The 23,595-nt window shown below is 38.0% G+C and carries 20 protein-coding genes and 1 other annotated feature; of the genes, 17 read left to right on the plus strand and 3 right to left on the minus strand.

Annotation, left to right across the window (positions count from 1 at the left end; genetic code table 11):
* Nucleotides 1-3: 3 nt before the first annotated feature.
* From AC6UD2_RS05250 to rpsD, 3 genes are all read right to left on the minus strand, one after another.
* Nucleotides 4-1,287, minus strand: coding sequence for a replication-associated recombination protein A (locus AC6UD2_RS05250; RefSeq protein ID WP_500698260.1), 1,284 nt, complete (start codon nucleotides 1,285-1,287; stop codon nucleotides 4-6).
* 14 nt (nucleotides 1,288-1,301) lie between these two features.
* Nucleotides 1,302-1,763, minus strand: a complete 462-nt coding sequence (locus AC6UD2_RS05255; RefSeq protein ID WP_010021970.1) for a YueI family protein — start codon at nucleotides 1,761-1,763, stop codon at nucleotides 1,302-1,304.
* Between the two features lie 108 nt (nucleotides 1,764-1,871).
* Complete coding sequence (gene rpsD, locus AC6UD2_RS05260) at nucleotides 1,872-2,477, minus strand: 30S ribosomal protein S4 (protein ID WP_039144319.1); 606 nt, start codon at nucleotides 2,475-2,477, stop codon at nucleotides 1,872-1,874.
* 332 nt (nucleotides 2,478-2,809) lie between these two features.
* Between rpsD and ezrA the strand changes: the two genes are divergently transcribed.
* The 17 genes from ezrA (at nucleotide 2,810) to AC6UD2_RS05345 (ending at nucleotide 23,592) form a co-directional block, all read left to right on the plus strand.
* Nucleotides 2,810-4,528: a septation ring formation regulator EzrA gene (gene ezrA, locus AC6UD2_RS05265; protein ID WP_500698233.1), complete on the plus strand. Its 1,719-nt coding sequence runs from the start codon at nucleotides 2,810-2,812 to the stop codon at nucleotides 4,526-4,528.
* 116 nt (nucleotides 4,529-4,644) lie between these two features.
* Nucleotides 4,645-5,790, plus strand: coding sequence for a cysteine desulfurase family protein (locus tag AC6UD2_RS05270; RefSeq protein ID WP_500698234.1), 1,146 nt, complete (start codon nucleotides 4,645-4,647; stop codon nucleotides 5,788-5,790).
* A gap of 36 nt (nucleotides 5,791-5,826) precedes the next feature.
* Nucleotides 5,827-7,050, plus strand: a complete 1,224-nt coding sequence (gene thiI / locus AC6UD2_RS05275; RefSeq protein WP_500698235.1) for a tRNA uracil 4-sulfurtransferase ThiI — start codon at nucleotides 5,827-5,829, stop codon at nucleotides 7,048-7,050.
* Between the two features lie 42 nt (nucleotides 7,051-7,092).
* Nucleotides 7,093-7,296, plus strand: a binding site (T-box leader).
* Nucleotides 7,297-7,332: 36 nt separating this feature from the next.
* The gene (locus tag AC6UD2_RS05280; protein WP_500698236.1) at nucleotides 7,333-9,999 is read left to right on the plus strand and encodes a valine--tRNA ligase; all 2,667 of its coding nucleotides are present in this window, start codon (nucleotides 7,333-7,335) and stop codon (nucleotides 9,997-9,999) included.
* Between the two features lie 50 nt (nucleotides 10,000-10,049).
* Entirely contained in the window at nucleotides 10,050-11,390 is a 1,341-nt protein-coding gene (locus AC6UD2_RS05285; protein ID WP_500698237.1) for a bifunctional folylpolyglutamate synthase/dihydrofolate synthase, read from the plus strand.
* Between the two features lie 99 nt (nucleotides 11,391-11,489).
* On the plus strand, nucleotides 11,490-12,503 hold the full coding sequence (locus tag AC6UD2_RS05290; RefSeq protein WP_082019965.1) for a rod shape-determining protein: 1,014 nt from the start codon (nucleotides 11,490-11,492) through the stop codon (nucleotides 12,501-12,503).
* A gap of 60 nt (nucleotides 12,504-12,563) precedes the next feature.
* A complete protein-coding gene (gene mreC / locus AC6UD2_RS05295) occupies nucleotides 12,564-13,412 on the plus strand; it encodes a rod shape-determining protein MreC (RefSeq protein WP_039144306.1) in 849 nt (282 codons plus the stop codon).
* Nucleotides 13,396-13,944, plus strand: a complete 549-nt coding sequence (mreD, locus tag AC6UD2_RS05300) for a rod shape-determining protein MreD (protein WP_156112353.1) — start codon at nucleotides 13,396-13,398, stop codon at nucleotides 13,942-13,944. Before mreC ends, mreD begins: the two co-directional genes overlap by 17 nt.
* Nucleotides 13,945-13,962: 18 nt before the next feature.
* On the plus strand, nucleotides 13,963-14,643 hold the full coding sequence (locus AC6UD2_RS05305; RefSeq protein ID WP_039144303.1) for a septum site-determining protein MinC: 681 nt from the start codon (nucleotides 13,963-13,965) through the stop codon (nucleotides 14,641-14,643).
* Complete coding sequence (gene minD, locus AC6UD2_RS05310; protein WP_010021987.1) at nucleotides 14,643-15,446, plus strand: septum site-determining protein MinD; 804 nt, start codon at nucleotides 14,643-14,645, stop codon at nucleotides 15,444-15,446. The genes AC6UD2_RS05305 and minD overlap by 1 nt, the downstream gene beginning before the upstream one ends.
* Nucleotides 15,447-15,513: 67 nt before the next feature.
* Nucleotides 15,514-16,776: an EF-P 5-aminopentanol modification-associated protein YfmF gene (gene yfmF, locus AC6UD2_RS05315; protein WP_500698238.1), complete on the plus strand. Its 1,263-nt coding sequence runs from the start codon at nucleotides 15,514-15,516 to the stop codon at nucleotides 16,774-16,776.
* Nucleotides 16,769-18,055, plus strand: coding sequence for an EF-P 5-aminopentanol modification-associated protein YfmH (yfmH, locus tag AC6UD2_RS05320; RefSeq protein WP_500698239.1), 1,287 nt, complete (start codon nucleotides 16,769-16,771; stop codon nucleotides 18,053-18,055). The genes yfmF and yfmH overlap by 8 nt, the downstream gene beginning before the upstream one ends.
* A 71-nt stretch (nucleotides 18,056-18,126) precedes the next feature.
* Nucleotides 18,127-19,086, plus strand: coding sequence for a helix-turn-helix domain-containing protein (locus AC6UD2_RS05325; protein ID WP_500698240.1), 960 nt, complete (start codon nucleotides 18,127-18,129; stop codon nucleotides 19,084-19,086).
* 74 nt (nucleotides 19,087-19,160) lie between these two features.
* Entirely contained in the window at nucleotides 19,161-19,742 is a 582-nt protein-coding gene (pgsA, locus tag AC6UD2_RS05330; RefSeq protein WP_039144294.1) for a CDP-diacylglycerol--glycerol-3-phosphate 3-phosphatidyltransferase, read from the plus strand.
* Between the two features lie 23 nt (nucleotides 19,743-19,765).
* A complete protein-coding gene (locus tag AC6UD2_RS05335; RefSeq protein ID WP_500698241.1) occupies nucleotides 19,766-21,004 on the plus strand; it encodes a competence/damage-inducible protein A in 1,239 nt (412 codons plus the stop codon).
* Nucleotides 21,005-21,142: 138 nt separating this feature from the next.
* A complete protein-coding gene (gene rny / locus AC6UD2_RS05340; RefSeq protein ID WP_039144289.1) occupies nucleotides 21,143-22,699 on the plus strand; it encodes a ribonuclease Y in 1,557 nt (518 codons plus the stop codon).
* Nucleotides 22,700-22,782: 83 nt separating this feature from the next.
* Complete coding sequence (locus AC6UD2_RS05345; RefSeq protein ID WP_500698261.1) at nucleotides 22,783-23,592, plus strand: TIGR00282 family metallophosphoesterase; 810 nt, start codon at nucleotides 22,783-22,785, stop codon at nucleotides 23,590-23,592.
* Nucleotides 23,593-23,595: the final 3 nt, after the last annotated feature.

The following is a 23,595-nucleotide window of genomic DNA, read 5'->3' on the forward strand; positions in this document are numbered from 1 at the left end:
AAACTATTCCTTTCCGTGATGCTTTTCAGCTTCATTAATTTTTTGATATTGATCAGCTAACGCTTTTTCGTATTTTCCGTTTAATTTTGGTTGGTAGTATTTCGCATCCTTAATTTTATCCGGAAGATATTGTTGTTGCACCCAATCGTTTGGGTAATTATGTGGATATTTATAGCCAACATGACCAAGCTTCTTAGCACCCTTAAAGTGGGTGTCCTTAAGGTGATTGGGAATATCGCCATAATTTCCTGATTTTACATCTGATAGAGCATTATCGATGGCTTTAATGCCAGAATTAGATTTTGGTGATAGGCACAAATCAATAATCGCATCAGCCAAGGGGATCCGTCCCTCAGGAAGACCCAGCTTATCAGCAGCTTGCACCGCATTAACAGTTCTAGCAGCAGCTGCAGGATTAGCCAAACCAATATCCTCGTAAGCAATTACCATTAGTCTACGGGTTAATGAATTTAAATCACCTGATTCAATTAAACGTGAGGCATAATGAAGGGCGGCATTGACATCTGAGCCACGAATCGACTTTTGAAGGGCTGATACCACGTTATAGTGAGCATCACCATTCTTATCCTGACTGAGGGCCTTCTTTTGTAGGCAAGCTTCAATGTCGGAAAGGGTAAGATGAATAACACCATCCTTATCGGGTTCAGTTGATTTAGCTGATAATTCTAATGAGTTTAATGCACTTCTTAAATCACCATTCGTACTGTGAACTAAGAAGCTCATTGCATTATGATCAATTTTAACGTTTAACTTACCTAATCCATTCTCTTTATCAGTTAATGCTCGTTCAACGGCTTTTTTAATATCATCACTACTTAATGGATGAACCTGAAAAATTTCAGTTCGGGAACGAATGGCTGGACTAATATTAATGTATGGATTTTCAGTTGTAGCACCAATTAGGATAATTTGTCCGCTTTCAAGTAAGGGTAGCAAAAAATCTTGTTTGGTCTTATCCAATCGGTGAATTTCATCTAAAAGAAGAACCACCGTACCGCTCATTTTTGCTTCCTCAGCGACAGCCTGAAGATCCTTTTTAGTATCAGTAGCTGCGTTTAACATTCGAAATGCATATTTAGTCGATCCAGCGATTGCACTTGCAATGCTAGTCTTTCCCGTACCAGGGGGTCCATATAGAATCATCGATGATAGCATTTTTGCCTTTACCATTCGATCAATAATTTTGCCCGGTCCAACTAAGTCTTGTTGACCAACAATATCTTCAATTTTAGTAGGTCTCATTCGATAGGCGAGGGGCTTTTGCATCATATATCTTCTTTCTACTTATGAAATAAACGTGAGAACCACGATTCAGATTTTTTAGGTTGATCGTCTTGCTTCTTACTACTAGTTTTGTCAGGGTCAAAGTCAATTTGATCTTGATGGATTGCTTCCGGTGCAACGAGAACGACCGCATATTCGTCAGGTTTAGTTCCGTAAGCACTGTTATTTTTCAAAGTGAATTTAGCGTTATTTTGGCTCGCTAACTTCATGTAGGGTTGCTGCTGTTCCTCAGGAATATTACCATTAATGAAAAGTTGGTAATTAGGATGTTGTTTCATTTTGTCACTTAATTGATCAATCGCATTTTGGTTTTTATCATCAGCAACCGTAATTGCGAAATCGACTCTTTCACGAAAGGTTCCTAAGTATTTTCTTTGTTCATCAGGATTAATCTGAGGGGAATTTCCGCTCATTGCTTGATCGAGACGATTTTGAACTGATCCTTTGTCATCTGCCATATTATTTGCTCCTTATTGGGTATTTATTATATTTTAACATTAAAGAAAATGGAGATACAAAAAGGCGGTCTCAATTGAGATCGCCTTTTTGTGAACAGACACAATATTTTAACGGTTGTAGTATTCAACAACTAATGAAGTATCGATATCTGCATTTAATTCATCTGGTTGTGGGTATCTAGTTAATGAACCTTCAAGCTTATCAGCATCAAATGATACGTAAGCAGGACGGCTAACAACTGACTCAACAGCTTCTTTGATGATTCCCATATCTTTATCCTTTTCACGAACGCCGATTACTTGGCCGGGCTTAACTTCGTAAGAAGGGATGTCAACACGTTTGCCATCAACAGTGATGTGACCATGATTTACTAATTGTCTAGCTTGTCTTCTAGTAGTAGCTAAGCCTAAACGGTAAACCATGTTATCTAAACGGCTTTCAAGCATAATTTCAAAGTTGTCACCATGCTTACCTTCACGAATCTTACCAGAACGGTTAAACAATGAGTAAAATTGACGTTCAGTTAAACCGTACATGTAACGTAACTTTTGCTTTTCACGTAATTGAACACCATATTCTGAGAGCTTTTGGCGACGACCTTGACCGTGAACACCGGGAGCATATGGGCGACGTTGTAATTCCTTACCAGTACCTGATAAAGAAACTCCAAGACGACGAGAAATTCTCCAACTTGGACCTGTATATCTTGACATAAATGAATCCTCCAATAAAATATTTGGAGTAAAATAACGATGTGCGCTTAGTATTCGTGCATATTCCTCTGAATTTTCGCCTCAGCAGCCAATGGGTTACTAATTAAACTATAAGTAGCAAGAACATGTTGACGAGCTTACCGCGTACTGCTGCATTATTTTACACAAGCCTAATTATATGAAACTAAAGCATAAAAGTCAATGTAACATTAGAATTTGTGATGGTAAAAATTGGGAATGCTACCATACGTTTTGCCCATTTATGATATAATTATTTTAATAACAAGGAAAAGAATTTATACATAATTAATTTGTTGAAGGACGGATATTTAATGGTTAACGTCATTATTGGAATTTTAGTTGTAGTAGCTGTGATTTATTTTGCAGTTGTTATGTATCAACATCATTTATTAAAGATTGCAGAAGGAATCGAGGGCCGCGTTAAGCGGTTGAACGATCTGAATCTGCAGAATGAAATTAACAAGGTAAAGGATATTGGTCTAACGGGAGATTCACTGAGTAGTGTTAATAGTGCTCAGGCTGATTTTAATAATGTTACTAACAATTTAATTCCAACCATCAAGCAGAATGTTGAAGCTGTGAAAAGTGATTCAAAAGGAGTTAATTTTGTTAAAACCCGTGATGAATGTTCTGAAGCTGAACAATCCGTCAATACGGCTGAAGATGATGTGAAGGTCATTCGTCAATTTTTAGCCAAAATGAATCAGTTAAATTCTGAACATAAAAAGGCCATTACTGATCTGGAGGCACGTTATAAAGATTTAAGGAAAAAGTTATTGACTAAGAATGCTTCCTTTGGCCCGGCTATTGATGCCTTAGAAAATCAATTATCGACCATCGAAGGGACGTTTGATGATTTTTCTAGTCTTTCTAAAAATGGGGACCATGAAAAGGCCGATAAGATATTGGGGGATTTAAATAAATCAACTGACCAACTTGAGTTAGACGTTAAAAAAATCCCTCATATCTTTGCTACTAATAACGTTGAATTCAAAAATCAGATTGAAGAAATTAGTTCAACCCATGCCAAGATGAATGCAAGTGGTTATGAATTTGCAGATGATGAATTTGATGTTTCACTCGAAGAATTAAGAAGTGCGGTTTCGGATAATCTGAAAAACATTGCCCATTTGGATCTAAAATTAGCGGAAGATTCGGATAATGAGATTGAAACTAAAATTGATCGGCTTTATGACTTAATGGAAAAGCAGTTAGTCGCTAAGAAAAAGGTTGATAAGAACTTCAAAATTACCGGTGAATACATTCAGCATGCCAAAAAACAGAATCAGATTTTAATTTCAGAGTTAGATCGACTAAGTCATAACTATTCGTTAGAACATGGTGAGATTGACAATGCGAATGCTCTTGGCAAACAAATTGATGAAATTGAGGACACGTATAAAAAAGATCGCGATGCCATCAATAATAAGGAAGCCATTTATACTCATATTCTGGAGCACATTACCAGTAGTGATAGTCAACTCAATGATATTGAAAAGAAACAACGCTTAATTAATGATTCAGTGGCTGACTTTAAGGATGAAGAGCAAAAGGCTCATCAAGTCCTAGATGATCTGGACTTAGAACTTCATGGTATTCAGCGTAAGATTGATGAATTGAATTTACCGGGAATTTCCCAGGACTATGTTGATTATTTTGGAATTGTTGCTGATGAAATTAAAGATTTGAACCGGACCATGGATAAAGTTAAGATCAGTATGGATGATGTGCAAAAACAGCTTAGTGTCATTAAATCAGATCGGGATACCCTCGAAGAAAAAACTGATGATTTAATTGATAGTTCGTCTCTAGCAGAACAGGTCATGCAGTACGCTAACCGTTATCGCAATTCAAATCCAGAGATTAGTAGTGCTCTTTCTAAAGCTAAACATCTTTTTGATGATGAATATAAGTACCCTGAAAGTCTAGAGACAATTGCAACGGCAATTGATAAGGCTAATCCGGGATCATATAAAAGAATTGAAAATGCCTATTATAAAAATAAACAGGATTCACAAAACCAAAAATAATAAAAAACAAGTTGAATTGAAATTATATAATTCAGCTTGTTTTTATTATGATGTAATGCTGGTATAATGAAATTTGTTGTAATTTGAACGAATTAAAAATAAGAGGAGATGCCATAATGATTTACTTTGATAATAGTGCGACGACTAAAGTGGATAGTAAAGTTCTGGACACTTATAATCAGGTAAGTGAAAAAATATGGGGAAATCCTTCCAGTCTTCATAACTTTGGTCAACAATCCTTTAATCTATTGAGTCAGTCACGGAACCAAATTGCTAAACTTTTAGGAGTGGAACCCAATGAAATTTATTTCACCAGTGGTGGAACCGAAGGTGATAATTGGGTTATCAAAGGAACTGCTAAGGAAAAACATCAATTTGGAAAACACATCATTACTAGTTCGGTTGAACATGCAGCTGTTAAGAATTCGATGCACGCGTTAGAGGATCTGGGGTTCGATGTTACCTACCTTCCCGTTGATAAAGAAGGACGAGTATCAGCTCAAGATTTAGAAAATGTGATTAGACCGGATACTATTCTAGTCTCCATTATGGCAGTGAATAACGAAATGGGAGCAGTTGAACCACTTGATGAGATTAGTGATGTTTTAAGAAAGTACCCTAAGATTCACTTTCATGTTGACGCTGTTCAAGCCGTGGGAAAGGGTCTCCATGATCTCGTTTTTAATGATCGGGTTGATTTTGTCACTTTTTCAGGACACAAATTTCATGCTCCAAGAGGAATTGGACTAATTTATGGTAGAAATGGCCGAAAGATTGCCCCATTAATGGATGGTGGCGGTCAAGAACGCGGTCAAAGAAGTGGAACCGAAAATTTGCCAGCCATTGCTGGAATGGCTAAAGCTTTGAGAATCATTTCAGATCATGAGACTGAAAGTGTCGCTAGTGAGCAAAAGATTCGAAAACAAATTTATGATCATATTACAAAATTTGATAAAGTTCATACCTTTTCTGGTTTATCCGATCATTTTGCTCCTCATATTTTATGTTTTGCAGTTGAGGGCGTTAAAGGTGAGACAATTGTGCATGCGTTTGAAGAACATGGAATCTACATTTCAACCACCAGTGCATGTTCATCTAAGAAGGAGGAGACGGCTAGCACGTTAGATGCTATGGGCATCGATCCTAGTATTTCGCGAAGTGCAGTTCGAATCTCTTTAGGTGACAAAAATACTTTAGAGGAAGCTAATCAATTTAACCAAGTGTTTGATCAGTTGTACGAAGAATTCAAAAAGTTAAGCTAATTAATAATAATTATTAAATAATAAAGGAGTGAGAACGTGAAATACAGCGAAATTATGGTCCGTTATGGTGAATTATCAACCAAAGGGAAAAATCGAAGGGTTTTCATTGGTCAATTAGGCCATAATGTTAGACAGGTCTTAAAGCAGTTTGACGGAGTCACGGTAGATGCCCAACGTGATCGAATGCACGTTAGCTTGCATGACCAGGATGCAGGACCAGTCATGGACGCTTTGCAAAAGGTATTTGGAATTGAAACCTTTTCGCCAGTCGTTAAATTAGAAAAAAATACTCCAATTGAGAAAATTCAAGAAACCGCTTTAGAAATGATTTCAAACCAATTTAAAAATGGCGAAACTTTCAAGATTTCCACGAATCGCCAAAACAAAGATTATCCATTAAATACTTATCAAATGAATGATGAAGTAGGTGGTTATGTTTTAGATCATTTAAAGGGAATTGAGGCTCAAATGAAGCATCCTGACATTAATTTACAAATTGATGTTCGAATGTCAGGAATTTATTTGTCTAGTCAGACCATTCAAGGCGCCCTTGGACTACCAGTTGGAACTGGTGGACGAGGGACAATGATGTTATCGGGTGGAATTGACTCTCCAGTAGCTGCCTACATGGCAATGAAGCGTGGAGTTAAGTTAGATATGATTCACTTTTACAGTCCTCCATATACCAGCGAACAGGCGTTAGCCAAAGCCAAAGATTTAACTGCTAAGCTTTCTGCCTTAGGTGGAACCGTGGACTTTATTCAGGTTCCATTTGCTAAGATCCAAGAAGAGATTAAGGAAAAAGTTCCCGAGGGATACTTGATGACGGTTCAAAGACGAATGATGTTACGAATTGCTGCAGCAATTACCATTGCACGTCACTGCGATGGTGTGTTCACAGGAGAATCCTTGGGACAAGTGGCCTCTCAGACGCTTGAAAGTATGCGTGCCATTAACGATGTCACCAACTTGCCAGTACTTAGACCACTACTGTCTTTGGATAAAACTGAAATCATTAAGATTGCAGAGCAAATTGATACTTATGATTTATCAATTCTTCCTTATGAAGATTGCTGTACCATCTTTACTCCACCCGCACCCAAGACTAAGCCTAAAGTGGAAAAAGCTCGTGAGTTTGAACAAAATATTGATGTTGATGGATTAATGAAAGAAGCTCTCGATGGCGTTAAGATTAGTAAAATCCATCCTGATGATGATTATCTAAACGCTAATGAAGATGTTTTTTCAGAATTACTTTAATGTGGTTGACGAAGCATCCTAAATTAAGTAGTATTTATTATGTTAAATGCATTGATCAAGAGTTTAATTGTTAGGGCACACAGAGAGTGAATGAAAGCTGAGAAATTCATGTGTTAAAACGATTAATGTTGCTTGTGAGCAGTTATGTTGAATTAATAAAGATGTAATCGGTACTAGCCGTTATCTAGTTAAGTTGGAATTAGTAATAATTCAATTTAGGTGGTACCGCGAGCATTCGTCCTATTCTGGACGGATGCTTTTATTTTATAATGAGGTGAAGAAATGGCAAAAGAAGTTGATATGTCAACGAAGTATGATCCCACTTCTGTTGAAGCAGGGATGTATAAAAAATGGCTTGATGAAGATGTTTTTAAACCCAGTGGGAACCCAGAAGCAAAACCATATTCAATCGTTTTGCCTCCACCAAATGTTACTGGTAAGCTTCATCTAGGGCACGCTTGGAATACGACCCTCCAAGATATGCTGATCAGACAGAAACGGATGCAAGGATACGATACCGTATGGATTCCAGGCATGGATCATGCTGGAATTGCAACCCAAGCCAAAGTAGAGGCCATGTTAAATGAACAAGGAATCTCTCGTTATGATCTTGGTCGGGAGAAGTTTGTTGATAAGGTTTGGGAATGGAAGGATGATTTTGCTGATACCATTCATAAGCAGTGGGCTAAACTAGGATTATCACTTGACTACAGCCGTGAACGATTTACTTTAGATGATGGTTTGTCAAAAGCTGTTCGCAAGGTTTTTGTTGACCTATATAATCAAGGATTGATTTATCGTGGGGAATACATCATTAACTGGGATCCTAAGGCTCGCACTGCATTATCCGATATTGAAGTAATTCATAAGGATGATCAGGGGGCTTTCTACCACGTTAAGTATCCCTTTGCTGATGATACGAAGTTCAACGGGAAAGATTACATTGAAATTGCCACTACTCGACCTGAAACGATGATGGGTGATACCGCAGTTGCCGTTAATCCAAGCGATGAGCGTTACAAGGATTTAGTTGGTAAGAAAGTGGTGGTTCCACTTGTAAACCGTACTATTCCAATTATTGCTGATCAATATGTCGATCCAGAATTTGGAACTGGAATGGTTAAAATTACACCCGCTCATGATCCTAACGATTTTAAGGTTGGAAATCGACATGATTTGAAGCGCATCAATACCATGAACGAAGACGCAACCATGAACGAAAATGCTGGTAAGTACGAAGGTATGGATCGTTTTGACGCTCGCAAAGCCATGGTAAGGGACTTAAAGGATCAGGGATTGATGATTAAGATTGATCCAATTGTCCATTCCGTTGGTCATTCTGAAAGGACGGGAGTTCAGGTTGAAGCTCGGCTTTCGACCCAGTGGTTTGTCAAAATGAAACCATTGGCTCAAAAAGCAATGGAAAATCAGAAGACCAAGGATTCCGTTAACTTCATTCCAGAACGATTTGAGCATACGTTTATGCAATGGATGGAAAATGTTCATGATTGGGTCATCTCAAGACAACTATGGTGGGGACATCGAATTCCAGCTTGGTATAATAATCAAACTGGCAAAATTTATGTTGGTGAAAAGGCTCCCAAGGATCCAGAAAATTGGACCCAAGATCCAGATGTACTCGATACATGGTTCTCATCAGCTTTGTGGCCGTTTACGACTCTTGGTTGGCCTGACACTGATTCTAAGGATTACCAACGGTATTTCCCAACGAATACCTTGGTTACTGGATACGACCTAGTTTTCTTTTGGATTTCTAGGATGATCTTTCAAAGTTTACATTTCACTGGTAAGCGTCCCTTTAAAAATGTTCTTCTGCACGGTTTAATCCGGGATGAACACGGGGTTAAGATGAGTAAATCGCTTGGAAATGGAATCGATCCGATGGATGTGATCGATCAGTATGGGGCTGACGCATTACGTTGGTGTCTTTCAACTGGAACAACTCCTGGCCAGGATATGAAGTTCAGTTACAGTAAAGTTGAGTCAGCTTGGAATTTTGTTAATAAAATTTGGAATGCTAGTCGCTACGTCATCATGAACCTTGGTGATATGAAACAGCCGAAATTGCCAGCACAATCTGAATGGAATTTGGCTGATCGTTGGATTCTTTCAAAGCTGAATCATGTGGTAAACCACGTTACCGAGGAATACGATAAGTTTAACTTTGGTGAAGCTAACCGTTCCCTTTACGATTTCATTTGGAATGACTTCTGTGATTGGTACATTGAAATGAGTAAGGAAATTTTAACTGGTTCAGACGAAGTGGCCAAGGAAAATACTAGAAACATTTTGGCATACGTCCTTGATCAAATCTTGCGACTACTTCAACCAGTGATGCCATTTGTTACCGAAAAAATCTGGCTTTCAATGCCACATGTTGGAAAATCTTTGGTAGTCGCTGATTATCCTGTAAATCATGACGAATTTAACGATTCACAGGCTGAATCCGACATGAATCATTTAATTGATGTTATTAAGGCGGTTAGAAATATCCGTTCTGAAGTTAATGCACCATTATCAAGCCCAGTGGATATCTTGGTTAAAACTGATGACCCAGAATTGAAAAAGGTTTTGGAAGATAATAGTGACTACATTGACCGATTTGGTCATCCCAATAAGTTAGAAATTGGGGCGGATATTAACATTCCTAAGTTGGCCATGACATCAGTGATTACGGATGCTGAGATCAGCATTCCGTTGGATGAACTAATTGATTTAAACGATGAAAAAACTCGTTTGCAAAAAGAAGTTCAAAAATTTGAAGCAGAAGTTCAACGGGCACAGAAAAAGCTGGCTAATAAAAAATTCGTTGAAAATGCTCCTGAAGCCGTTGTAAACGAACAAAAAGAGAAGCAGCAGGATAATGAAAATAAACTTAAAGCCGTTCAAATTCGCTTAAAAGACGTTGAGGATGCTCTAAATAAATAACATTAAAGCTCAGCTAACAAGCTGAGCTTTATTTTTGGAGATGTAAGACCATGATTACTAGTTATAAAGCCGCCTTGAATTATATTCACGGGCGGCCACGCATTAAAAAAGAACCTCCCACTAAACGAATGGAACATTTGATGGGGAAATTAAAGCATCCAGAAGCCAAATTAAAGTGTATTCATGTAGCAGGAACGAATGGAAAGGGTTCCTGTGTAGCTTACTTGAGTAACATGCTCCAAGCTGCTGGGCTGACGGTAGGAACGTTTACCTCACCATTTATGATTAGGTTTAATGCACGAATTAGTGTTAATAATGTTCCCATTTCTGATGAAGCAATTCTCAAACTTGTTCAAAAAATCAAGCCAGTTGTTGATCAAATTGATCAGGCCACTCCATCTCTTGGACCTTCAGAATTCGAAATCATTTGTGCCATGATGTTTTTATATTTTCAAAGCCATCCGGTTGACATTGTCATTGTGGAAGCAGGAATTGGGGGAAGGTCTGATTCTACCAACGTGGTTCATTCTCGACTTTCAATTATCACTACCATTGGAATGGATCATATGAGGCTTTTAGGTGACACTGAAGAACAAATTGCTGATAATAAAGCTGGTATTATTCGACCCAATCGTCCATGTGTGATTGGAAAAATTAAAAAGGGACCACGTGAGGTAATTGAGAAGACGGCTCAGAAACTTCAAAGTCCGATCTTTAGAGAAGGGGAAGATTACCGTTTTATTCCTCAAGAGCAAAACCAATTTGATTTTATGAATTCCAGATTTAGGATCAAGAATCTTACGATGAAACAAATTGGAAGCTTTGAGATGGAAGACGCCGCCATTGCCATCGAGGCCTTCCTGATTTATGCTTCTAATTATTTAAACCAAGATCAAGGGAAAATTGCAAAGGCCGTCAGATTAGGAATTGCTCAAGCGCGATGGATTGGACGAATGGAATTAATCCAAACTAACCCTCCAATTATGATTGATGGAGCTCATAATGTTCCCGCCATTAAAAAACTGTTTTCGGCAATTCGGGCTCCCTATAGTCAATGGAAAGACTATCATCTTACCGTTATCATGGGAGTTTTTGCTGACAAACAATACCCAGAGATGTTTAAAATTGTGAATCAAATTCCTAATGCTGACATTATTTTGACCCGTTTTACTGCCAACGAAAACAGGGCCAGCGCTGATTTCACTGGTCTTGATGTTTCCGGCAGTGACCACGTCGCGTTCACTAGTAACTGGAAGTTGGCGTTAAAGCAAGCGATTGATCAAGAGTTGAAAAGTAAGAATGAGCAACGATTGATTTTAGTCACTGGTTCACTTTTATTTATTTCGGAAGTTCGGAAACTAATTAAAGAAAATGAAGAAAAACTTAAGTAACTAAATTTGGCTTTATATTCCTGACTGATGTAAATGCAGTATGATATACTAGTCTTATCAAAGTAATAACTTAAAATTTAAAACTTAAAAATTGAAGGGATGAATAAATTGTTCGGATTAGGTACGAAAAACATCGGAATCGATTTAGGAACCGCTAATACCATTGTATATGTTGATGGAAAGGGAATCGTTTTACGAGAACCATCTGTGGTTGCTAAAAATACCAAAACCGGTGAAGTTGTCGCTGTGGGACAGGAAGCGGAATCGATGATTGGCAGAACGCCAGCTAGTATCGAAGCCATTCGCCCAATGAAGGATGGGGTAATCGCTGATTATGATACTACGGTAGCCATGATGAAGTATTATATTGATAAAGCCCTTGGCAACCACGGGGCCAAACCATACGTAATGGTTTGTGTTCCTAGTGGAATTACAGCCGTTGAAAAACGCGCCGTAATTGATGCTACTCGTGTGGCAGGAGCCAAAGATGCTTATGTAATTGAGGAACCATTCGCTGCAGCTATTGGGGCGGGATTACCAGTGATGGATCCTACTGGTAGTATGGTAGTTGACATTGGTGGTGGAACTACTGATGTGGCAACCATTTCTCTTGGCGGAATTGTTTCGTCTCGTTCAGTTCGAATGGCTGGTGATAAACTTAATGAAGTGATCGTTACTTTCATTAGAAAAAATTATAACGTTTTAATTGGTGAGCCCACCGCTGAACATCTTAAGTGTTCAATCGGTTCTGCCTCAATTGGCGCTGCCAAAGATATGAGTGATGAAACCGTTCGTGGAAGAGACCTTCTGACTGGGTTACCAAAATCAGTTGAAGTCACTGCTGAAGATGTTGCTTCTGCGATGCACGAAGATATTCTTGAAATTATTACCACAATTAAAGAAACCTTGGAAGAAACATCACCCGAAATCTCGGCTGATGTGATTGATCATGGAATTGTGTTAACTGGTGGTGGTGCATTACTTAAGAATCTCCCCGAAGTAGTCTCAGATGCCACTCAAGTTCCTGTAACCATTGCTAAGGATCCGATGGATTGTGTTGCTATTGGTACAGGTGAATCACTTAAGAGTATTGAAGTAATGAATAAAAAATAAACTGGATAAGCGGGGATTTAATTCCCGCTTATTTATTTTAAGCACGCACGGAGGATTATTATGCACAAGTTTTTTTCAAGTCGAAAGCTAGTAATCATTGTCGTTTGCTTAATTATTGGCTTAGGTTTGATTAGTGGGTCAGTGGCAGTTAGAAAAAACCGTGCTACTCCTCCATTGATTCAGCAGGTAGGAAATGACGTTGTTGGATTTGGTGATCGAATTGTTAGCATCCCTGCGAATGGTGTTGGTTCACTCTTTGGTGCAACTGGTAATTTATTAAACACTTATCAGGAGAACAATCATTTAAAGGGTCAAGTTGAACAATTAGCTCAAACTCAAGTTAAAAATCAAGCACTTGAAAATGAAAATACAAAATTAAGACAACAGTTGGATATTAAAGGAACTCCCACGGACTACAAATCAATTAATGCTAGTGTAATTACTAGAACGCCATCTTCTTGGTTGAACCAATTGATCATTAATAAGGGATCAGCTTCTGGAGTTCAAAAGAACATGTCTGTAATCGTTAATTCAGGATTAGTAGGTCGAGTTGCCGAAGTCAACAAAACCAATAGTAAAGTTGAATTAATCACAGATAAAGGTGATAACGCTAGTCGTTTCTCTGTTCAAGTTCAGGGACAAAAGAAAGTTGTTAATGGTCTCATTGATGGCTATAATCGTGATACTAACGAGTTGGTAATGGGAAGTGTCACTAATCAGGATAAAATCAAGACGGGGACGAAAGTCATGACAAATGGTCTTGGTGGTGTCACTCCCAAAGGACTTTTTGTAGGAAAAGTGGCCGGAACCAAGCAGAATAGTGATGGCATTTCTGAAAAAGTTAACATTAAGCCAGCTGCAAATATGGATGATATTGAGGCGGTGACCGTAATTGGCAAGAAGGATTAGAAGAGGGCGTACGATGCGTCGCCCATCCCGTTTGAAATTCTTATTTCCAATTGGATTGGTAATTGCATTCCTACTAGAGGGGTCAATCTCTAAACTTTTTTCACCAGTACTTTTTGAAAAATTTTCGATGGTACCATACCTAACTTTAATGTGGTTAGTGATGGCAACGCTTTTTGCGCGCCACGAAAAACTTCATATTGGATGGTGGGCCTTAGGAATTGGAATCGTCTACGATGTTTATTACGTTGGAATCGTTGGAATCTTTATGTTTGCCTTTCCACTGGTGGTTTATATTAATCGCATTGTTTTTAAGTTTGTTCGTGAAAACCTGGTAACTTCATCCCTAATTTATATGGGGGATGTTTTAGTGGTATTTATCTTGAGTTACTTGGGTGATCGAATTGCCCACATTGCGTCTCTTAGTGGAACTCAGTTATTGATTTACACCTTGGGGCCAACGTTAGTATTGAATCTGATCCTGTTTGTTATTCTTTATTTCCCAATCAGGGCACTTTTCAATTATTTTAGTTAAACTAGGAGCATTGATTGTATGGAGAACGTAGTTTTAAAGGGTACTCAGAATGGTTATGAGATTAATATTTCTGATACCAGTAATTTTGACAGTGACATTAATGAGTTTAAGAATTTAATGGAGCAACTGAGTAGTGGTAAGGAACTAGGAAACACTAAACAATTTTCCTTCGATGTCTTTACCGGGAATCGCATCTTAACCGGAGCCCAAAAGCAAGAGTTAAGGGAGATCGTTTCCAAGTATCCACAAATGAGTATTAGACGTTTTATGGCCGATGTAGTTACAACTTCAGAGGCCTATCGCATTCGTGATTTAAATAAGGTTTCAGTAATTGGGAAAACCATCAGAAATGGCGAAGAAGTCATGGCTAAAGGTGACGTGCTATTCTGTGGAGCAATACATGAAGGTGGGAAGTTACTTGCCGGTGGTAACGTTTATAACTTAGGGTATGTTAAAGGAATCGTTCATGCTGGATTCCCTAATGATGAAGAAGCCCTTGTGATCGGAAACTTAAATGATGCTCAACAAGTTCGGATTGGTGAACAGTTTGATATTGTGAGTGATAATAAAGATAGAATGTCTGAAAATAGCCGTACCGTAATTTACATTAATGACCTACATACTATCGAGTATGGCAATTTAGATGAGATTAAAAACATTAGTCCAAAGTTTTATAATCGAATAGGAGGAACTGAATAATGGGAAAAGCAATCGTTATTACCTCTGGAAAGGGTGGAGTTGGTAAAACAACTACTTCTGCTAACATCGGGACTGCTTTAGCCTTGATGGGTAAGCGTGTCTGCCTAATGGATTTGGATATCGGCCTAAGAAACCTTGACGTTGTTCTTGGCTTGGATAATCGAATTATGTATGATATTGTCGATGTCGCAAATGGTCGAGTTCCGCTTCAGAAAGCCCTAGTAAAAGACAAACGGTTTGATGATAATTTATACTTATTACCCGCTGCACAAAATACAGATAAAACAGCTCTAAAAGAGGATCAAGTTAAAGAAATTGTTGATGAGTTAAAACCACAATTTGACTTCGTGTTGATTGATTGTCCGGCTGGAATTGAACAAGGATTTTTGAATTCAGTGGCTGGTGCTGATAGTGCCATTGTGGTTACTACTCCTGAAATCTCGGCTGTTCGTGATGCTGACCGCATTGTGGGCTTATTAGGGAAGCATCCCTTAAAAGAGACACCCAGTTTGATCATTAATCGAGTTCGTCCTAGCATGATGGATGATGGTGATGTAATGGATGTTGATGAAATTACTCATCATTTAGGAATTAGTTTACTTGGGGTTGTAGTTGATGATGATAAGGTCATTACTACATCCAACCACGGTGAACCAGTCGTTTTAGATACGGATGATCCTGCTTCAACGGCGTACCGAAATATTGCGCGTCGTTTGTTAGGTGAAACCGTTCCTTTGATGAAGATCAAACCACAGAAACAAGGTTTCTGGTCAAAATTTAAGCATGTGTTTACAAAGAATTAGTTGTACTAATTGATAAAGTTCTCTTAGAATTCTTTCTAGGAGAACTTTTTGTTTTGGAGGAATTGGTTTGAAGAAAGTAATGACAGATGGCGTTCATTTGAACGTTCATGAGAGTAGCAAGTTTAAAACAACCGCAATGACGGTTGACTTTGTGGAACCGTTAGACCATCGAAAATTTGCGGCTAGAGCAATGGTAGCTGAAATGATGGAAAATTACAGTCAAAAGTATAATTCGAAACTTAAAGTGGCTAGAAGACTTTCTGAACTATTTGGTGCTGATTTTGGTACCAATGTTTTTAAGATTGGCAATCGAAGTGTTTTAAGAGTTGTGATGAGTTTTGTTAATAATGATTTCACGTTGGATAATTCAGATGTTTTGGATGAAGCTCTTGCTTTTCTTGCCGAAATGATTTTTCATCCTAATCAAGTTGGTCATCAATATGTTGATGATCAGTTTCAGATTCAAAGGGATAATCTCGTTCAGTACCTGAATTCACTTAGTGATGATCGTCGTTATTATGCCCTAAAACGAACTCGTGAACTATATTTTTACGGTCAACCTAACTATTCAGAGTCAGTGATTGGAAGTCCCCAACAGGTTATGAGCCTTAAAAATCAAGATGTTTTAAATGAATTGAAGAACATTTTGGCAAATGATGAAATTCATATTTCAATCCTAGGACAACTCTCTCCGAAGCAAATTGAGGATGTTCAGCATCATTTGGCGTTTTCACCACGGCCAGACCTTAGTTCAAAAATAAGACCAGAATTAGGTCAATCATCTGAACAAAGTAAGGTGGAAACCATCAAGGGTGAACAATCTAAATTTGATTTGGCGTTTGATCTTCCCATCTTGATTGGGGATCGCAATTATTTTTCTGCCATCGTCATGAATGCATTACTTGGTGGGACGCAACAGTCGTTGATGTTTCATAATATTCGTGAAAAGCACAGTCTGGCATATTATATTTCAAGTAGTTACAACTCCACCCTTGGATATGTAGCAATTGAAAGCGGGATTAATGCGGATGATGCAGAGGAGGTTGAAGCTTTAATTCATCAGCAGATTGATTTAATTAAAGCTCAAAAATACGATGATCAACGCTTCTTGGACGTGAAATCGGCACTTGTCGATGGATACGATTCAAAGTTTGATAGTCAGAGAAGAACTCTGAACGGCGACTTTGTGAATGAATTATATGGAATGGACTTGAGTGTTGATCAATGGATCCAAAAAATTAGGGCAGTTACTAAAGACGACTTAAGTAAGGTAGCTTCAATGATGAAGTTAAAGACAAGATTTTTATTGAAAGGAACAAATAATGGTTGAAGTTCGGTATGACAATTTAAATGAAACCATTCATCGTTATGATTTAGATAATGGGATGAAAGTGATGATTGACCCTAAACCAGGCTTTAATTCAACCTATGGAATCTTAAACGTTCATTTTGGTGCCATTAACAACGTGAGATTGAATGGTGACCAGCTTCAAGGGATGCCACTTGGAATTGCACATTTTTTGGAACACAAGATGTTTGATAAACATGACTATGATTCTAGTGATCGATTTGGTAAATTTGGCTCTGATTCCAATGCTTTTACTAGTTTTGATCAAACCAGCTATCTTTTTAATACGACTAGTCGTGTTAATGATAACTTAGATGTTTTAATTGATTTAGTTCAACATCCATATTTTGATGAGAAAAAAGTCCAAAAAGAACAGGGGATTATTGGCCAAGAAATTCTTATGTATCAGGATGATCCTAGTTCAAGAATTTATTTCGACACGATTGGTAATTTGTATCATGGATCGCCACTTGACCATGACATTGCTGGAACCGTTGATTCGATTGCTGAAATTACTGCTGATGATTTGTACGCCATGTATCGTCAGTATTATGTTCCTAATAACATGGATTTAATGTTGGTAGGAAAGGTTGATAAAGACCAGGCCATTGCACGGATTAGTGATCTCGAAAAAGCGATCAAGCCAATTAATCCAACACAGATCGCAACGTTGAAACAAAAAACTAACGAGGCAATTCAGAAGAGTCCCATTGTTGCATCTGATTATTCTGAAATGAATCTTTCAACTGGCAAAGTAGCGGTTGGTTTCAGGGGACCAAGTGATCAAGTTTACGGTTCCCAATTTTCCAAGAATGAATTATCCCTAGGATTATTTCTATCCATGATTTTTTCCGAGGATTCAGAGTCATATCAACGTCTATATTCTGAAGGCATCATCAATGATTCTTTTGGGTATGATTTTGATATGGAAGCAGGCTATCAATTTGTGATTTTTGCTGAAGATTCCGATCACCCTGAGTTATTCCAGCAGTCAATTAAACGTGAAATTAAAAGAGCTTTAGATGATGCTTCAGGGTTAACTAAGATTTTCAATTTAATTAAACGGGAGGAAATTGGCCAATCAATTTCGGTCATGAATTCTAATTCAGCGATTGCTAATCAAATGGGTGATCCCTTAAACGAATACACAAATATTTTTGATGAAGTTCAGATCTTAAATCAACTCTCACTTAGCGAAGTCATTGATTTTGCTAAACATTTTTTTGACTTTGGGAAAACGACCTTAAAGGTCATTTCTTAACGTATATCTTTTTTTAAAACAATGCGTTGTGATATACTTGCAATGAAATCTAAAACAATGGGGTTTTACATATGGATAAAGAAGATAAAAATCAAAAGAGTGTCAATATTGGTCAACTACTCCGTAAGGCAAGAGTTGACGCTGGGATGTCGATTGATGACGTTCAAAAGAAAACTAAAATTCAGAAACGTTATCTAGAGGCAATTGAAGAAGATAACTTTGCTGCGCTACCGGGTGATTTTTACGTGCGTGCGTTTGTTAAGCAGTTTGCTGATGCTGTTGGATTAAACGGAAGTGAGTTTATTCAAAAGTATGATCAAGATCTGCCTGGTGGAGAAAATGCCAATTCTATTGATAATGAAAGTCGTGAGGGCCAGAATTATAATGGGAATCAACCAGAACCAGCCCAATCACAACAGTCTAGTCAAAGAACGGCTCGTCATGATCCATCCAGTCCAGAACCAAATCACTCTGGTTGGAATATGAGAAAGTTAGTTCCGATCGTTGGAATTGTAATTATCGTGGTTATTATCATCGGTGTAATTTGGGTTGGCGCAGGAAAATTAGCTCATCATAATTCTAATAGTGCCTCAAGCACCACCTCAGTTTCGGTCTCATCCGATAGTTCCAGCTCTAAAGCTAGTTCCAGTTCAAAACAAAAAGCTGCTGAGGATAAAGCAAAAGCTAAGTCAAAGAATACTAAGGCTACTGGAACTCAAATTACCAAAGGAGCAAATGAGAACGAGTATAACGTTAAGACCAATGAAAAAGAAACTAAGGTTAATTTAAAGGGAACCGCTAAATCATGGTCGGCTGTATCCGTTAATGGATCACAAGTTTGGCAAGGAACCTTGAATCCTAATCAAACCCATGAGGTAACCATTCCTGCTAATTCTAAGGACTTTAACGTTAATTTAGGTAATGCTACTGCAACTGATATTACCATTAACGGACAAAAGGCTAACTTAGAGAAACCTGCTAATAATGGCAGTGCTCAGGTTAGAAACGTTACTTTCAAGTTGACCAAATAAACTTTAACCAAAATAACGATCTGTTAAAGATAACAGGTCGTTATTTTAGCGTTTGATCCTAGGAGGATAGATTTTTGAACTTACCAAACAAATTAACTTTATTTAGAATAATTCTTATACCAATCTTTTTGATTTTATTGGTAGTACCCATGGACTTGGGTAGTGTAATGATTGTAGGAACCATGATTCCAGTTACTCAAATTTTAGCAACGATCGTCTTCATTGTGGCCGCTTTAACGGATTTCTTGGATGGACAAATTGCTCGTCGGCAACATCTGGTGACTAATTTTGGAAAATTTGCTGATCCCTTAGCCGATAAAATGCTTGTAATGTGTGCTTTTATCGTTTTAGTAGGTTTAGGAAGTGTTGCTAGTTGGATTGCTGCCATCATTGTCTGCCGGGAATTGGCGGTTACTGGATTAAGACTCATTATCGTTGAAAACGATGGGGAAGTAGTTGCAGCAGCATGGCCTGGAAAAATAAAGACTTTTTTCCAGATGATTGCAATTATTATTTTGCTATTGAATAATGCCTTATTTAACAATCTTAACTTACCAGTGGGACAGATTTGTTTGTACATTTGTCTCTTCTTTACCATTTACTCTGGGATTGAGTATTTCTACAAAAATCGAAAAGTTTTTTCTGATTCATTTTAATTAATATTGTTAGGAGTGATTTGATGAATGCTGAAATAGTATCAGTCGGAACGGAAATTCTCTTAGGTGAGATTACTGACACAAGTGCTCCATACATTGCCCGTCGCTTAGCTAATCTTGGAATTGACGTTTATTTTCAAGATACGGTGGGAGATAACTATAAGCGACTAGAATCGGTTATTAACCTCGCTGAGAGTCGAAGTAATTTGGTCGTCTTAAGTGGTGGACTGGGTCCCACAGAAGACGACATTACTAAACTAGTCCTTGCTAAACATCTGGGACTTGCTCTCGATACAGATGAGCATGCTCTACAAAAAATTAATGACTTTTATAAGTCTTATCCAATGAAAGAACCAACGACAGCCGACATGCAAGCTAAATACATTCATGGTGCAACTGTATTACCGAATGATAATGGATTTGCGGTTGGAATGTTTTTAGAGACCAAGCAATGTGATTATTTAGTTTTACCTGGACCTCCAGTTGAAATGCAGCACATGTTTACTAAATATGCTTTGCCAATCTTGGCCAAGATGGCTAGTGGCAATCCGGTGATTGCTTCGAAAGTAATGCGTTTCTTTGGGATTGGGGAAACTGAACTTGAAGATCAATTAAAGCCTTTAATCTCTAACCAAAGTAACCCAACGCTTGCAACATACGCTAAGCATAATGAAGTTACTCTCAGAATTACTGCTAGTGGATCTAAAAAAGCTGATGTTGATAACCTAATTGATGGGATGGCTCAAAAGGTTAATGCAATCGTTGGCAAGTATTTCTATGGATTCGGTGACGATAATTCTTTAGCTACAGTGGCCGTTAGCCTTCTAAAGGATAAGAAATTGTCGATTACAGCAGCTGAGTCACTCACAGCCGGCATGTTTCAGAGTCGACTTGGAGATGTCTCTGGCGTATCTGAAGTCTTTCCTGGTGGATTTGTCACCTATTCAGCTAAGGTTAAAGAAAACGTTCTGCATATTCCCACTGAGGTCATTAATGATCATGGAGTTGTTTCGCGTGAAACCGCCGTATGGATGGCACAAAATTCCAAAAAACTACTTAATACCGATGTTGCTGTTTCATTTACTGGAGTTGCAGGACCAGATCAACTAGAGGGACATCCAGCAGGAAACTTTTGGGTTGGAATTGCGCTCCCTGACGGAGATGTAAAGGCGAAAGAATTTAACTTTGGCAAAGATCGAAATGAGATTCGGGATTACGCTACTAAGTGTGGTCTTAAAATGATTTACGATAATTTAAAGTAAAATAGGATGATATTTGTATCCTGTTTTTGTACATACTAGTTGACACTAATTTTTCTAAACTTTAGAATTAAGAAGTGAATAACGTTTGTGTTAGTTATTTAAATAAATTTTTTATTAGTGATACGGGGGCATATGTAAATGATAGTTACAGTTGTTTCCGCTATTATCGCTGTAGTTGTTGGTTTTTTGATTGGTCAGTTTACTTATAAGCAAGTATCTGAGAAGAAGTTAGATGCTGCTCATAAGAGTGCAAAGGATATCCTTTCGGATGCTGAGAAGCAGGCTGAAAATGCGCTTAAAGAGGCTAATTTAGAAGCAAAGGAAAAGGGTAATGCTTATCGTCTTCAGGTAGAAAAAGAACTGAAGAAGCGTCGACTTGAAGTTCAAAAACAGGAAGATCGGTTATTAAAACGTGAAGAGACACTTGATCGAAAAGATAGTGCGTTTGAAAAGCGAGATAATTCATTAGAACGTCAAGAAGAAAAACTTGAAAAAGAGAAGCAAGAACTGACTAAGAAACAACAAAAAGCAGATTCACTTATTGAAAAAAGGCAACAGGAGGTTGCCAGAGTTTCTAATTTAACTAAAGAGGAAGCTCGTACGATGGTAATTGATGAGACGAAGCAAGAATTGGCTGATACTCGTGCTCAAATGATTAAAGAAAGTTACGATTCTGCTAAGGAAGCATCTGCTAAGGATGCCAAGAATTTAATTGTTGAAGCACTTCAGCAGAGTTCAGCTGATATTGTCTCAGAAACTACTGTGTCTGTAGTAACTTTACCCAATGATGATATGAAAGGTAGAATCATTGGACGTGAGGGTCGAAACATTAGAACCTTTGAATCACTTACAGGAATTGATTTAATTATTGATGATACTCCTAATGCCGTGGTCTTAAGTGGTTTTAATCCGGTTCGACGTGAAGTCGCCAAAATGGCACTTGAAAAGTTAATTAAAGACGGAAGGATTCATCCGGCTCGTATTGAAGAAATGGTGGATAAGAGTAAGAAAGAACTCGAAGCCCAAATTCAAGAAACTGGAGAAAACGTTGTCTTTGATTTAGGGATTCATTCGATGAATCCTGATTTGATTAAATTAATTGGTCAATTGAAATACAAAATTTCATATGGACAAAATGTTTTATCACGCTCCATTCAAGTAGCAAAATTGGCGGGAGTGTTTGCTGCTGAGTTAGGTGAAGATGTTACATTAGCGAAAAGAGCGGGATTATTGCGTGAGATTGGCTTGTCGTCTAATAGTGGAACGGATGTTTCATATATTGATGCTGGCGTTGATATCGCAAAGAAGTATGGTGAGAGTCCTGAGGTAATTGATGCAATTCAATTAGGTGGACCTGAAAGTGAGCCTCATTACATGATTTCAGAGTTAGTTGATGTTGCCAACAAGATTTCAATGGCTCGACCTGGTGCAAAGAGTGACTCACTGGAAAGCTTTGTTCATCGTCTTGATAAACTTGAAAAGATTAGTAATAGCTTTGATGAAGTTTCAAAGAGTTACGCTGTTCAAGCTGGACGTGAAATTAGAGTGATCGCCAAGCCCGAAAAGATCTCTGATACCCAAGCAATTGTGCTTGCTAGAGATATTAAAGATAAGATTGAAAAGGAAATGAATCATCCTGGTCACGTCAAGGTTGATGTGATTCGAGAAGTCCGTTCAGTTGAATATGCAAAGTAAAAGATCAGACATTATTCTGGTCTTTTTTATTTCAATTTATCAGTGTAAAATAAAGATATTATATTAGAAGACGGGGAATGGATATGCGATTTTTGTTTCTAGGAGATACGGTTGGTAATATTGGAGTGGCCACGGTAGAAAAATATTTACCATTATTAAAACACGATTTGAAACCTCAGGTCACCATTGTAAATGGTGAAAATGCTACTAAAGTAGGTCGTGGGATTAATCATGAACTTTATTTGAAAATTATGAATGCTGGAGCTGATGTAATTACCCTGGGAAATCATGCCTGGAATAATTCCGAAATTTTCGATTTTATCAATCAAACCAAAAATCTTATTCGTCCACTTAATTATCCTGGAAAAGATGTTCCAGGACATGGATACATAGAAATGGACGTGAATGGCAACCAGGTAGCCGTAATTAATCTTCAGGGACGGGTTTTTATGGATGAAATTGACGATCCGTTCGAGGACGTGGATAATCTCCTATCTCAATTACACAAAGATAACGTGAATATTATTTTTGTTGATTTTCATGCGGAAACTACTAGTGAAAAGAAGGCCATGGCGCTTCATTTGGATGGAAGAATCTCAGCTTTGGTTGGAACTCATACCCACGTTCAAACTAGTGATGGTCAAATCTTGCCCCACGGGACAGCTTTTTTAACCGATGCCGGAATGACAGGACCAAATGATGGGGTCATTGGGATGAAGTTTGAGCCAGTCATTAATAAGTTTATGACAGCAAGGCCCAATCGGTTTGAAGTGCAAGAAACAGGTAGTGCAGTGTTATCAGGGTGTTACATTGATGTTGACAGTAAATCGGGAAAAGCACGAAAGATTAAGAACATTTTAATTAATAAGGATCATCCGTACCAAGAATTTTAGAGG

Source organism: Fructilactobacillus sp. X2R5C2 (genome assembly GCF_059901375.1).